The organism is Spirosoma arcticum (assembly GCF_054779955.1).
The window spans coordinates 373,794-388,155 of record NZ_BAAGXG010000003.1 but is presented as its reverse complement, the minus strand read 5'-3'; the positions used below and the strand labels follow the sequence as shown (position 1 = coordinate 388,155).

At 53.3% G+C, this 14,362-nt stretch carries 11 protein-coding genes; 8 read left to right on the top strand and 3 right to left on the bottom strand.

Annotation, left to right across the window (positions count from 1 at the left end; translation table 11 throughout):
• The first annotated feature begins 351 nt into the window (after nt 1–351).
• From ACYVHB_RS08840 to ACYVHB_RS08830, 3 genes are all read left to right on the top strand, one after another.
• A complete protein-coding gene (locus tag ACYVHB_RS08840; protein ID WP_461051339.1) occupies nt 352–939 on the top strand; it encodes a Maf family protein in 588 nt (195 codons plus the stop codon).
• A 251-nt stretch (nt 940–1,190) separates the two neighbouring features.
• Entirely contained in the window at nt 1,191–4,043 is a 2,853-nt protein-coding gene (locus tag ACYVHB_RS08835; protein ID WP_461051338.1) for an alpha-amylase family glycosyl hydrolase, read from the top strand.
• A gap of 436 nt (nt 4,044–4,479) precedes the next feature.
• Nucleotides 4,480–6,048 carry an alpha-amylase family glycosyl hydrolase gene (locus ACYVHB_RS08830; RefSeq protein ID WP_461051337.1) on the top strand — a complete coding sequence of 523 codons (1,569 nt, stop codon included), beginning with the start codon at nt 4,480–4,482 and terminating at the stop codon, nt 6,046–6,048.
• Nucleotides 6,049–6,053: 5 nt separating this feature from the next.
• On the opposite strand, the gene ACYVHB_RS08825 is transcribed toward ACYVHB_RS08830, so the two are convergent.
• Nucleotides 6,054–6,497, bottom strand: a complete 444-nt coding sequence (locus tag ACYVHB_RS08825; RefSeq protein WP_461051336.1) for a type I restriction enzyme HsdR N-terminal domain-containing protein — start codon at nt 6,495–6,497, stop codon at nt 6,054–6,056.
• A 112-nt stretch (nt 6,498–6,609) separates the two neighbouring features.
• Between ACYVHB_RS08825 and ACYVHB_RS08820 the strand changes: the two genes are divergently transcribed.
• Nucleotides 6,610–7,380, top strand: a complete 771-nt coding sequence (locus ACYVHB_RS08820) for an AMP nucleosidase (protein ID WP_461051335.1) — start codon at nt 6,610–6,612, stop codon at nt 7,378–7,380.
• A 22-nt stretch (nt 7,381–7,402) separates the two neighbouring features.
• Here ACYVHB_RS08820 and metG read toward each other — a convergent pair whose 3' ends face one another.
• Nucleotides 7,403–9,469, bottom strand: a complete 2,067-nt coding sequence (gene metG / locus ACYVHB_RS08815) for a methionine--tRNA ligase (RefSeq protein WP_461051334.1) — start codon at nt 9,467–9,469, stop codon at nt 7,403–7,405.
• Between the two features lie 80 nt (nt 9,470–9,549).
• Between metG and ACYVHB_RS08810 the strand changes: the two genes are divergently transcribed.
• The 4 genes from ACYVHB_RS08810 (at nt 9,550) to ACYVHB_RS08795 (ending at nt 13,682) form a co-directional block, all read left to right on the top strand.
• Nucleotides 9,550–10,644, top strand: coding sequence for an AAA family ATPase (locus tag ACYVHB_RS08810; RefSeq protein ID WP_461051333.1), 1,095 nt, complete (start codon nt 9,550–9,552; stop codon nt 10,642–10,644).
• Nucleotides 10,645–10,882: 238 nt separating this feature from the next.
• Nucleotides 10,883–11,152, top strand: a complete 270-nt coding sequence (locus ACYVHB_RS08805) for a hypothetical protein (RefSeq protein ID WP_461051332.1) — start codon at nt 10,883–10,885, stop codon at nt 11,150–11,152.
• Entirely contained in the window at nt 11,133–12,158 is a 1,026-nt protein-coding gene (locus ACYVHB_RS08800; protein ID WP_461051331.1) for an NAD-dependent epimerase/dehydratase family protein, read from the top strand. The genes ACYVHB_RS08805 and ACYVHB_RS08800 overlap by 20 nt, the downstream gene beginning before the upstream one ends.
• A 117-nt stretch (nt 12,159–12,275) precedes the next feature.
• Nucleotides 12,276–13,682, top strand: a complete 1,407-nt coding sequence (locus ACYVHB_RS08795) for a tetratricopeptide repeat protein (RefSeq protein ID WP_461051330.1) — start codon at nt 12,276–12,278, stop codon at nt 13,680–13,682.
• Between the two features lie 57 nt (nt 13,683–13,739).
• On the opposite strand, the gene ACYVHB_RS08790 is transcribed toward ACYVHB_RS08795, so the two are convergent.
• Nucleotides 13,740–14,342: a hypothetical protein gene (locus ACYVHB_RS08790; RefSeq protein ID WP_461051329.1), complete on the bottom strand. Its 603-nt coding sequence runs from the start codon at nt 14,340–14,342 to the stop codon at nt 13,740–13,742.
• Nucleotides 14,343–14,362 lie beyond the last annotated feature (20 nt).

The window sequence follows — 14,362 nt, the reverse complement described above, 5'->3', positions numbered from 1 at the left end:
CGGGCCGGATTGCAAGGCTGCTTTTGAAATCAGCTATCTCGTCAAAAAACATTACTTTTGACCAATCGTACTCCCCTGAAATGACGCACAGATGACAGTTGTGTTGGAGATCGATGAGCCTCAACGGCAAACATTCATAATATTTTAAAGACCATCCCTTACGTCACTGTTGCATCCGAGAAACCTGCTGCTGACGACGCTGACTGGAACAAGGAAACAGCCCGGAATTTTTTAGCGGGCTATGCCGATTCAGACAGTATCTATGATCGATTATAAATTCGGTGACGTTGTTCTGGTCGTCTTCCCAATCATAGTTAATTAGCATCGACGCAACACTATTACCTTTGCCGAATGCGCCCATTATGTTACCCGCTCGTGCTGGCGTCGGGGTCGCCCCGCCGGAGGCAACTCATGACCGATGCAGGATTTCAGTTTACCGTCGAAACCCGCCCCACCGACGAAGCTTTCCCGCCCACCATGCCTCCCGATGAGGTGGCCGAATACCTCGCCCGTCAGAAAGCCGACCAATTCCGCCCGGACCTGGGCAACCGGATCATACTCTGCGCCGACACCGTCGTGATTCTCGACGGTCAGATTCTGAACAAACCGCAGGACGAAGCCGATGCCCGCCGGATGCTGCGGGCGCTCGCGGGCCGTACGCACCGGGTCCGAACGGGCGTGTGCATCCTGACCCCGACCGAAACTATTTCTTTCACTGACGAAACCACGGTGCTCTTTGCTCCCCTGACCGATGACGAGATCACGTATTACATTCGGGAGTGCAAACCGTTCGACAAAGCCGGGTCCTATGGGGCGCAGGACTTCATTGGATTAGTCGGTATCGAACGGCTCGAAGGTTCTTTTTACACCGTTATGGGCCTACCCACGCACCGGGTCTATCAAGCGCTGAACCAATACGTTGTCGACGCAAAATCATAGGCAGTTGGGGTTGTGTTTTCGCGGGTGCTCATCAACGTGAGGAACCCGTTTGGTCGGAGAACATGGCCTCGATCTACCATCACTACTATAGTAAATCGTGCGGGTAAGTTTGGCACACTAACTGCTTTATCAGAAAGTTACTCGTACACCCTGAACTATCGCCTGTGCACTAATTTTATTGGGCATTGTAACGGTATCAAAACAGGAGACGGTCACGTAAGTTTACGCTACTATTCTTTTCGTAAAGCCCGATGCGCACACTTTATCAAACTATCTTCCTGTATTGCTGCCTGTTGCTGCCCGCGCTTGGCCAAACCGACGCTCCCGTCGTAACAACCCTACCCGCTTTTCCCATTGCCAATGCCGAGGTAACGCTCATCGTCGATCTGAAATTAGCTAAGGATGATCGAGCCAAAGCGCTGCTGGGTAAAACAGACGACGTTTACTTGTGGTCGGGGGCAGGGCGCACCGAAACGGGCGAGGCCTTTGAGTTTCAACCCGCCGGGCAAACCGATTTTTCAAAGCCGTTCGCACCAGGCAAGATGACGTCCCTCGGCAACGACCGCTGGCAGATCAGGCTCGTGCCTCGCACCTACTTCGGCGTACCGGCCAACGTACCCATCCGGCGGTTAGGTTTGCTCTTGAAAAGTGGCGATGGAAAGGCCCAGACCGAGGACTTGTTCGTTCGCATCTACGCCGGTGGGCTGGATTTGCTGCGGCTCGCACCCACGCAAAAAGAATTCTACGTCGATCCCGACCAGTCGCTGACGGTGCGCTACCGAACTTCCCAACGAACGACCATGACGCTGACGGTGGATGGGCAAACTGTGGCAACGACCATTAGTCAGGATACCCTGCGGGCTGCGGTGCCCACTGGTGCGCAGCGGGGCGTTCGGCGCACGGTAATTTTAAAAGCGACCAACTCCGTTGTGCCCCCCGAATCCGTCGCCGACACGTTTTATTTTACCGTGAAGCCCCAACCCACCATTGCGCCCTTGCCTGCCAACGTAGTCGATGGCATCAACTACGTCGCCACCAACAAAGCCATTCTGGTGCTGTATGCGCCCAAAAAGGAGTTTGTGTATCTGCTCGGCGAGTTCAATAACTGGACCACCGCCCCGGCTTACCTGATGAACCGCACCCCCGACGGTAACCGCTACTGGATCGAACTGGCTGACCTGACGACCAATGAAACGGCCTTTCAGTACCTCGTCGACGGGCTTATTGGCGTGGCCGATCCGTACGCCGAGAAGATCCTGGATCGCAATAACGACCGATTCATTACGGCGGCTACGTATCCCAACCTAAAGACGTTTCCCGAAAAAGCGCAGGGCAACACGGTGTCTGTTCTACAGCCGGGGCAGGCTCCCTTTGTGTTCCAGACGACTGGTCTTCAGCGGCCCACCGTCAACACGATGGTCGTGTATGAACTGTTAGTGCGCGATTTTGTCCAGAACCGCAGCTACCAGACGCTCACCGACAGTTTGGCATACCTGAAGCGGCTTGGCATCAATACCATCGAGCTGATGCCGATTAACGAGTTTTCGGGTAACGATTCGTGGGGCTACAACCCGACGTTCTACTTCGCGCCCGACAAAGCATACGGCACCAAAGATGCCCTCAAACGCTTCATCGACGCGGCTCATAAACAAGGAATTGCGGTGGTGCTGGATATGGTGCTCAATCAGGCCGACTACGAATTCCCGTACGTGAAAATGTACTGGGCGGGCGACCGACCCTCGGCCGACAGCCCATTTTTTAACCAGCAGGCGACGCACCCGTTCAGCGTCTTTTTCGACTTCAACCACGAAAGCACCGATACCAAAGCGTTTGTAGACCGCGTGTGCCGGTTCTGGTTACAGGAGTACAAAATTGATGGGTTCCGGTTCGACCTGTCCAAGGGATTTACCCAGAAAAACACCGGGGGCGACGTGGCGGCCTGGGGCGTTTATGACCCCAGCCGGGTAGCCATCTGGAAACGTATCTACGATCAGATTCGTACTGTCGACCCCACGGCTTACGTCATTCTGGAGCACTTTGCCGACAATCAGGAAGAGAAAGAACTCGCCGACTACGGCATGATGCTGTGGGGCAATCACAACGGCGACTACCGGGGCGCTACCCGCTCGGCGCAGGGTAATTTTGAGGGCATTTCGTACCAGAAGCGAGGTTTCAAGGGGCCAAACCTGATCGGTTATGCCGAAAGCCACGACGAGGAACGGTTAGTGTACGACCTGCGTCAGAATGGGGTGGCTCAGGGTGATTATAACATCAAGTCGTTGCCCACTGCCCTCGACCGGGCCAAGTTGGCCGCTGCTTTTCTGCTGACCGTGCCGGGGCCGAAAATGATCTGGCAATTCGGCGAACTGGGCTACGACCTGAGCATCAACACCTGCGCCGACGGCACGACCGTTAACGACGGTTGCCGAACGGCCGCCAAGCCCGTGCGCTGGGAACACTATCAGGATACCGACCGGCGAAAGCTATTCGGGGTGTACCGGGAACTGATAAAACTCAAAACCACCGTTCCTGCCTTCGCGAGCGCCGACTTTACGACCGATTTTGGCGGGGTGGTCAAGCGTCTGACGTTGCGCAGTGCATCGGGTACGGTATTTCTGATCGGCAACTTCGACGTTAAGCCGCAAACCAGCAACGTGGGCTTTCCAGCAACGGGTAAATGGTATGATTTCTTCTCAGGGCAGGAGGTGAGTGTGTCGGATGCTAACCAAAGCGTGACGCTGGAACCGGGTGCATTCTACCTGTATTCGACCACCAAACTGCCCATGCCCGAAGCCGGACTGGTGCCGTTTAGAGCCATTTCGAACGTGGTGACGGCCCTTGAACCGGAGGCTGATGGGCAGATCCTGGTTTCGCCGAATCCCGCCGACACGGAAGTAATGATCGACCTCAGCAGCCCATACCGGGGAGCGGTCGAATTTATCCTGCGCGATGCCGGGGGCAGAACCCTCCGGACAGTTCGAAGTCAGAAAACTGCGACGGCGCTTCGCCAGCCGCTCGACCTGCAGTCGTTCCCGTCGGGTATATATCTCCTGCGGGTACAGCAGGGCGAGCGGCAGCAGGTAGTGAAGGTGCTGAAACGGTAGACTGATGGCGGCCCTCAATCGGCCCGGCAACGATGTTAGCAATAGGGTGTATTTGACGGTAACGACTGTTTCGGCAACACCTTATTTGGTAGTGGTCAATTAACGCCTGGAACATCAACTTTGGTGATACGGGAGCCGATGGTTTGCTAAATTACGGTGGTGAGAATAACAACATTATAGTGCCCTCAGCAGGGAAGTACCTTGTTGTCTTGAATCTAAACACGCCCGGTAACTACACGTACACACTAACGAAGCAGTAAGTACTCATTCTCTGGGAAACAGCAAAAGCAGCTATAATTGGCTGCTTTTGCTGTTTCTGATGAAACATAATCGGATGGGTTAAATGTCGGGCGGATCGACCAACAAAGTGAATCTCATTAGCCGATAAACTGAACGGGTGCGTTCGTCGTTTCTGTACGATAATCTATTTGTCAGAATGACTCCAGCGAATACCAAACCATCTGCCCCCGCCATTACCAATTCACGACCTCACTCATTGCCTGTCGGCCACACCGGCGTTCACTACGAAATCTTTGTTCGCTCCTTCGCCGATTCCAACGGCGACGGCATTGGCGATCTGAATGGCGTTACGGCCAACCTCGACTATTTGCAGGACCTCGGCGTGTCGGCCATCTGGCTGATGCCCATAAATCCGGCACCGTCCTACCACAAATATGACGTCACTGACTATTACAGCATCGACCCCGAATACGGCACAACCGACGATTTCCGGCGGCTCGTCGCCGAAGCGCACCGGCGGGGTATTGCTGTACTTATTGACCTTGTGCTGCATCACACCAGCAGTCAGCATCCATGGTTTCGCGAAGCCAGCGAGGGACCGGATAATCCATACCGGCACTATTACAAATGGCTCACGCCCGACGAAATTAAGGCAAGAAATCTGGCCAATCGCGACATCACCGCCGACTCCGGCGAACGTAATCCGTGGCACTCGGTAGCCAGGACCACCCACCACAACGGCAAACCGGTCGAAAAGTATTACGGTATGTTCTGGAGTGGAATGCCCGACCTGAACTTCGATCACCGGCCGGTACGTGAGGAGTTTTTCAACATTGTCCGTTACTGGCTGAATGACATGGGCGTCGATGGTTTTCGACTCGATGCGGCCCGCCATTTGTACCGGGATTTTGAAGAACCGAAAAACCATGAGTTTTGGGAAGAATTTGGCCAGGTGGTCGAAGCGACTAAGCCTGGTGTTTATACCGTTGGGGAAGTGTGGACCCGGCCCGAACGCATCGCCCCGTACTTCCGGGGACTGCGGGCCAACTTCAACTTCGATTTGGGCTTAGCCATCGAAGAAGTGGTTCGTCGGGGCGACGACACGGAGGATCTGATCCGGTTTCTGGCCCAGGTTCACCAAACGTTTGCGGACGTCAATCCGAAGTTTATCGACGCGATTATGCTGTCGAATCATGACCAGAACCGCATTGGCAGTGCGCTGAAAGGCGACCTCAACCGCCTGAAAGTGGCGGCTAATCTTCTGCTGACGCTGCCGGGTAATCCATATTTGTACTATGGCGAAGAAATTGGAATGCTGGGCCTGAAGCCGGACGAGAATATTCGGGAGCCGTTTCTGTGGGACGTTCGCGCCCGCGACCGGCAGCGCACGAGCTGGCGACGGGGGCGCTACACTACCAGCCAAACCGTCCGACCGCTGGCCACGCAGCAAACCGATTCTAACTCGCTGTTCGCACATTACAAACGCCTGATTCACGCCCGGAACAACCACCCCGTACTGAACGACAACCTGAGTCGACTGGAACAAATGGGCATCCGGCAACGGGGTATTATTGCCTTTGTCCGGCGTTCGGTAACGGGTGACCGGGTTCTGGTTGTCCACAACCTGACGGGTCAGCCGATCAACGTGGTGTTTTCGCCTGACGAAAGCTGGTGCCGGGGCATCGTGTTTGTCACGGCTGAGGGCGCATCGTTCAACGATGGCCGGGCAACGGTGCCGGGTTGGGGGTGCGTGGTGCTGGAGTAAGCCATTCAGACAAACGCAGGGAAATCGTCCAGAAATTGAATTTCGGCCGTTTCGTGGTTTACGCAGCAGCAGTAGTGCGTCAGGCCGTTGCTGATGACCACGTAAGGCGCCCGGTGGACATGATTGTAGCGGGCAATCTGATCGAACACGGACTGGGTCAGGGGAATGTGCGGGGCCTTGCACTCGACAATTAGAAACGGCTGTCCCTGCCGGTCGAAGGCCACGACGTCGGTTCGTTTCTGGGTTTGGTTGAGCGTCAGGCCACCCTCCGACCGGATGAGCGCTTTGGGATAGGCGTAATGCGTTAGCAACAGATTGACGATGTGCTGCCGTACCCACTCCTCGGGTGATAGCCGGACGTACTTCCGGCGTAACAAATCGAAAATGTACGGTTTCCCTTCGATCTGTTTAGTTTTGCAATCAAATGTGGGCAGGTTTAACACGACCATGACCCAAAGATAATGAGCGAAAAAGTGAATGAGTGAAAGAGCGGTGGGTTATTGCGTTCAATTCTGCTGGCTACTTCACTCTTTCGCTCTTTCACACTCTCGCTCTTTGAAAATGAAAACAAAGGAAGAAATCGTTCTCAACTGGTTGCCGCGCTACACCGGTACACCCATCGAAACATTCGGCGAATACGTGCTGCTGACCAACTTCATCAACTACGTCGAACTGTTCGCGACGAAGTTTGACGTTGAGATTTTTGGGATGGGGCGGGCTATGCAAACCGCAACGGCCAACAACATCACCATCATTAATTTTGGGATGGGCAGTGCGATGGCCGCTACGGTTATGGACCTGCTCTCGGCCATTGATCCGAAAGCGGTGCTGTTTCTGGGTAAATGTGGCGGGCTGAAAAAAACGCAGGTTGGCGACCTGATTCTGCCCATCGCGGCCATTCGGGGTGAGGGCACTAGCAACGACTACATGCGCCCCGAAATTCCGGCTCTGCCCTCGTTTCGGTTGCAGCGGGCGGTGTCGTCCACCATCAAAAAATACGAACTCGACTACTGGACGGGCACAGTGTACACGACCAATCGGCGCATTTGGGAACACGACGAGGTGTTTAAAGAGTACCTGCGCGAAATTCGGGCCATGGCCATCGACATGGAAACGGCCACGATTTTCACGGTCGGATTCGTCAACTCCATTCCTCACGGTGCTCTTCTGTTAGTATCCGACAATCCATTGGTGCCGGAAGGCGTCAAGACCGAAGAGAGTGATAAGCGCGTAACGGGTCAGTTCGTAAACAAGCACTTAGAAATCGGCATCGACGCCCTGCTTGAACTCGAATCCTCCGGGGAATCGGTGAAGCACCTGCGGTTCGAATAAGGAGAGATCACCAAAATAACCGCTACGACACGCCACCACCGTTCCAGACGGCGTCGCCGGGGGCGATGAGGGACAGCTTGCCGTCGCGGTCTTCGGCCATCAAAATCATGCCCTGCGATTCGTGACCCATCATTTTGCGTGGGGCTAAGTTCGCCAGAAACGTCACCTGCTTACCGATTATGTCTTCGGGCGTAAAATGCTTGGCGATGCCGCTTAGAATCTGCCGTCCGCCCATCCCATCATCGACTTTTAATTTCAGCAGTTTGTCGCTTTTGGGAACCCGTTCGGCTTCGGTGACAGTGCCGATGCGGATGTCCATTTTAGCGAAATCGTCGAACACAATTTCGGGTTTCAGTTCGGGTACGGTTTTCGCCGGATGGTCGGTCCCTTCTAACTCGTTCATGCGTTTGGCAGTGAGCAATTTCTGAATTTGAGTATTAATTTCATCGTCTTCTATCTTGGCGAACAGCAGTGCTCCTTCGCCCAGCTCGTGACCGGCAACGAGCAGGTCGGCGCGGCCCGCGTTCTGCCAGTCGAGCCGGTCCACGATATTGAGTTGATCGCATAGCTTCTGGGACGTGAATGGTAGAAACGGTTCGCAGACGATGGCTAAGTTGGCCGCGATTTGCAGTGCCATGTTCAGGATGGTATTCGTCCGAATCGGGTCGGTTTTAATGACTTTCCACGGCTCGGTTTCGGCTAAATACTTGTTGCCAAGTCGGGCCAGGTCCATCAGATGCCCCAATGCTTCCCGGAATTTATAATGCCCAATGGCTTGCCCGATGCGGTCGGGAAACAGGGCCAGTTCGTCCAATATCTGCCGGTCGTAGTCGGTCAGGTCACCCCGGACGGGCACTTTATTATCGCAGAATTTTTGGGTTAGCACCACCGCCCGGTTCACGAAGTTGCCGAAGATGCCGACTAATTCGGCGTTGTTGCGCGTCTGGAAATCCTTCCATGTAAACTCGCTGTCTTTGGTTTCGGGCGCGTTGGCGGCCAGTACGTAGCGCAGCACGTCCTGCTTGTCGGGCATCTCCTGCATGTACTCGTGCAGCCAGACTGCCCAGTTGCGCGACGTACTGATTTTATCGCCTTCGAGGTTCATAAACTCGTTGGCGGGCACGTTGTCGGCTAAGATAAATGAACCTTCTGCCATCAGCATCGCCGGGAAAATGATGCAGTGGAACACGATGTTGTCCTTACCGATAAAATGAACCAGCTTGGTGTGTTCGTCGCGCCAGTACAGTTCCCAGTCGCGGCCCTGCTCAGTGGCCCATTCTTTGGTCATCGAAATGTAGCCGATGGGCGCGTCGAACCAGACATACAGCACTTTGCCTTCGGCGTCGGGCAGCGGAACACTGATGCCCCAGTCGAGGTCGCGGGTCATAGCGCGGGGCCGCAGGCCTTCCTTCAGCCACGACTGGCACTGCCCCGCTACGTTCGTTTTCCACTCGGTATGGCTGTAAACGTATTTTTCGATGTCGGGCTGCATCCGGTCGAGGGGCAGGAACCAGTTTTTGGTGGCTCGCATCACGGGTTTGGAGCCGGATAGCGTGGAGTGTGGCTCGATGAGTTCGGTGGGGCTGAGGGCCGTTCCGCAGCGTTCGCACTGATCGCCATACGCATTCGGATTGCCACAAACGGGGCACGTCCCAACGATGTAGCGGTCAGCCAGAAACTGATTGGCAACTTCATCAAAATACTGCTCCGTCACCTCCTCCACAAAATCGCCTTTCTCGTAGAGTTTGGTGAAAAACGCCTGCGACGTTTCATGGTGAATTTGGTTCGACGTCCGCGAGTAAATATCGAATGAGATGCCAAAGTCGCTGAACGCCTGTTTGATCTGACCGTAGTATTTATCGACAACCTCTTTAGGTGTGATGCCTTCTTTCTTGGCTTTTATGGTGATGGGTACTCCGTGCTCGTCGGTGCCGCTGATGAAGGCAACGTCTTTGCCGGTTGAGCGGAGGTAGCGGACGTAGATGTCAGCAGGCAGGTAGCATCCGGCTAAGTGACCGATGTGAATCGGCCCGTTGGCGTAGATCAGGGCCGCCGTAACGGTATAGCGTTGGGGATTTTCGAGGGTCATAAACCGGGAATTATGGCGCAAAATTAGCGATTCGGGCCCGAACGTTGTTATGTTTACGAAATCAGCAAAGCCGGGCCGTCATGGAGAACACCACGCCGAATATGAATAATTTCCTTAACTGGGTTGAAATCAAAAACTTCAAGTCCATCAAGGACCTGCAGCTCGACTGCAAGCGGGTGAACGTCTTCATCGGCAAACCGAACGTTGGCAAATCGAATATTCTGGAGGGGTTGGGATTGTTGGGGGCGGGGTATAGTGGAGGGAAGTTTATGGAAGGTATGGCTCGCTATAAAGAAATTAAACAATTGTTTTATGATAGTGAAGCACGTAAGGCATTTATCAAAGTAGAAACTGATAAGGATGTTGCAACGCTTTTTGATATAAATCCCATTTTAGTCGATGAACCAGAATTCAAATACAGGTTATTAGATAAGCTGGATTATGAATTAATGGAAAGAGATAAAGGGCGTCAGTTTGAGATTGAACAAGAAAGAGCTAAGGTGTTCCTGACAGTAAGAAGTGATGGTACGTACCGCAGAAATTATAATGACAGTAAAAGATTTGAGAAAACTGGTGCAAGTCCTGTGAAAAAATATGATTTTGCTAATATTACTGAATTTAATAATTCGTATTCAGATTCTTTGCTTCCCCCCAATGGTCCTAACTTATACGAGGTAATCAGGAGAGAGAAAGAGTTGTGGAGTGAGTTTGCCAAACTATTTGTAGAGCAAAAATTAGAACTTGTACTTTACGATGAGAAGCAGGAATTTATACTACAGAAAAAAAACGGCCCTTTCGTCACTCAGTATCCTTTTTTCTCCATTGCTGATACCTTCCGGCGGTTCATGTTCTATATCACCGCTATTGAGTCCAATAAAGACTCAGTCATCGTTTTTGAGGAGCCGGAGGTGCATTCATTCCCGCCGTACGTGAAGGCAATGGCGCATCGAATTGTGGATAGCGAAGACAATCAGTTCTTTATCTCGACACATAGCCCCTATCTGCTGCAAACATTCATTCGTGAACTCGACGAGTCTCAACTGTCGGTGTTCATAACCTACTACAAAGATTACCAGACTTGTGTCCGGCAATTGACGCCGAAGGAATTGCAGGAGGCTGAGGATTTGAGTATCGACTTGTTTTATAACCTTAGCCGTTACGAGCCGAATGCCTGAACGCGCTGTCCAGTACCTCCCCGAATGTCACGCTGATACGGCACTTCTTCGCTATTTTGTACCCGACCATTCATGCAGTATTCATTGTCTCGGTTGCCCGGAGGTTGCCAACACAATGTTGTCGGTGAAGGCTGATGAGTATCGACTGATAGGCATAGTCGATAATGATGATGACTTGGATACCCGCTGCAACGGGTTTTTCAGAAGCTTCACTGTTGTTGAACAAGGAAATAGAATTGTGCTCCGTGAAAACTTCATTCGTCAGCAATATCTGATCGTTATTGATAAAGCTATTGAAAGTTTTCTGATCTGGAACGCTGAAAGAGTAGGCATTGACATGCAGGCATATGGATTCTCGCCGACTGTGAAGTTGCTAAGGCGTCAGACAAAGCTGCCCACCATCGAAACTGATCCAAACTACCTGCAACTCCTTACCGACCTCAACGCCCGGCAGGCCCCCGGCTTTCTTACCCTCGAACGCATCCTGCATGACCTCGTCCCCGCTTAACGCCGTCTTCATTACAGGGGCAACCGGCTTCGTCGGTTCGCACATTGCTCGGACGTACCTCGCCAACGGCCACGCGGTTTCGGTGCTGCACCGAGAAGGAAGTGGGTACGGCATGTTATCCGATGTCGTTGACCAAGTCACCTGGCACGTGGGGGATATTCTTGATATTCCGTCGCTTGAAGCGGCCATCACTCCTGACACTGACGTTATCCACGCGGCTGCAATTGTGTCGTTCGTGCCGAAGGATCGTGACCAGATGGAAAAGGTCAACGTAGAAGGGACAGCCAACGTCGTGAACGTTTGCCTGAAAGCAGGCGTCCGAAAGCTGGGCTACGTCAGTTCAATAGCCTCGTTGGGCAAGCCGGTAGCGAAAGGGGAGGAGGTTGGCGAACCAGCCATGATTACGGAGGAGCAGAAGTGGGAAGCCTCGCCCCTGAACTCGAACTACGCCAAATCCAAGTACCGCGCCGAACTCGAAGTGTGGCGGGGCGTGGCCGAGGGGCTGAACGCCGTAATGGTGAACCCAACCGTCGTGCTCGGCGCGGGCGACTGGACCCGGAGCAGCCTGCAACTCATCAAGTACGTGCACGATGAGCGGCCATTTTATACCGACGGTCTGGTGAGCTACGTCGATGTGCTCGACGTGGCCGAATCGCTCTATCGGCTCATGCAGTCGGACGTGACGGGACAGCGCTACATCCTGAACGGGGGCACCATTCCGTACCGTACCTTGTTAAACGACATAGCAGGCGCCATTGGCAAACGGCCACCCACCGTTCGGGTGCCGCCCCTGCTGACGCGGATACTGTGGCCCCTTGAAGCCGTGCGGTCGTGGCTAACGGGCAGGGCACCGCTCATCACCCGCGAAACGGCCCGGTCGGCGAGTTCGCACTACCGATTCGATGGGCATAAAATTGAGCAGGTGACTGGTTATCAGTACCGCCCGCTACGTGAGACGCTTCGGCGCGTGGCCGACGCCCTCGGGTCGGCCCCAAACGGTGCGTAATTTTTTGGGTAGCGGCTTGGCGTTTCGCTTTTATAGTTTTATATTGAAGGGCCAAAGGATAAACCGCCCCCTTGGCGCGGCCCCTATCCGCCCCCCACATTTTGTAGAGGCAATAGCATGGAGCAAGAGTTCGAAGAACGAGAAGGTGACATAAAAGAATCAATCCGGCGTTTTGAGCAGATGCTGGACCAGCAACAAAGTCAGTTTTTCGACCTGGACGTCTATGAGCAGATGGTTGAACATTACCTCAACCACGGCGATTTAGACAAGGCGCTGAAAGCCGCCGAAGCAGGCCTTGAAAACTTTCCTTATGCGCTGGAGCTGATGCTCGACAAAGCCCAGATTCTGGCTAATTTTCAGCGCTTCGATGAGTCGCTGGAGTTACTGGAGCGGGCTTCGCTGTTTAACCCTGGCGACCTCGACGTGCCGTTTATGCAAGGCTCGGTGCTGAACATGGCCGGTCGCTACGAGGAGTCGATTCAGGTGCTGAGCGAACTGCTCGACCGCGCCGAAGAAAAAGATGACATCCTGTTTCAGTTGGGTCAGAGCTACCAAAACTGGGGCAAATACAGTGAGGCCATCACGGAGTATAAGAAGTCGATTGCGCTGAATATCAACAACGAAAACGCGCTGTATGAACTGGCGTTCTGCTTGGATGTGACGGGCGAACTGGAAAACAGCCTATCGTATTATCAGCAACTGATCGACACCGATCCCTATTCGTACAATGCGTGGTACAATATCGGCATCGCCTACAGCAAACTGGCCCGCTACGCCGAAGCCGCCGAAGCCTACGATTACGCCGTTATTATCAAGGATGATTTTGCGTCGGCGCATTTTAACCTCGGCAACACCTACATGAATCTGGGGCTGTTTGAGAAGGCGGAAGGCTGTTACCGCGAAACGCTGAAGCACGAAGAAGCCACCGCCGATACGTTTTGTCACCTCGGAGCCAGCTTAGAAAAGCAGGACCGGTTGCCCGAAGCCATCAAAGAGTACCGGGCCGCCATTAAGTTGGATGCGCTTTGGGACGAAGCGTGGTACGGTATTGGGGTTTGCTTAAGCGAGTCCGGCAAGTGGCCCGAAGCATTGCCGTTTCTGCAAAAGGCCGTTAAACTCGACGACCAAAACGGCGAATATTACCTCGCTCTGGCTGAGACGGAGTACAAAATGGGCAACGTGCTGTCGAGCGTGGAAGCGTTCGAGAAAGCTGCCGAAGTGGACGCCGACAACCCGGACGTATACCTGACGTGGTCGCTCGTTCCGTTCGATCAGGGCGATTTCTCACGGGCCAACGACATTGTGCAGATGGGCATCAGCGACCTGCCAACCGAAGCCGATTTATATTATCGCTCTGTGGTGTATCTGATTCATGCCGGGCAGTATCGCGAATCACTGATTCAGTTGGAAGCGGCACTTTCGCTCGATTACGACGGGCACGTTCAGTTGTTCGAGTTCTTCCCGGAATTGGAAAAGCAAAAGGCACTGTACAAGATTATTCAGCAGTATAAGAAAGAGGAGTAGCGCCCATTCTGATCGCATAAAAAAGCCGTTGCACTCAGTACAACGGTTTTTTTATGGCTACTTTTTATTCAATTGAGCTACTGCCTTTACAATTTCGTTTCTATTTAGGAACGCATCGGACACTTTCTTGCCGGATTGTTCCTGATAGGTATAGAACCAGTCGTTGAGTTGTTTCAGCGACCTGAATTTGTGCAGATCGTCGTTCTCGTCCACTACGTATAAACTGGTCCCTATTTTTCCGCGGTCTTCATCGACGGTTAATTCCCGATCCATCACCATCGTTGCCCCATCTGTTAATTGTCGATACAGGCGACTTGCAAACCGAGTGAATATGGTGGAGTCTTTTCGGTCCGTAACCAACGTGTCAGCACCCGCTAACGCCAGCCGCCGAATCATCAACGCGCCTATTTTTCGCCGTGTAGCCCGACTATCAGCACGGTATACAAAGGCAGATCGGCCATTAGCCTGAAAACGACCTCTCAGAATTGTGCCGTCCCGTAGTTCAGCAACGCCATCGTGATATTTATAGTCGATAAGTGGACCCTGATATATTGTTTGCGGAACGTAGACCGTTCGGGTCTGTGCCGTTTTCTGTTGTGCGCATAGATTCAGCGACACGCTCGATATGCTGAGCAGGATAATCAATACTCTTGCTTTCATGGGAGCTTGCGTTTTGAACA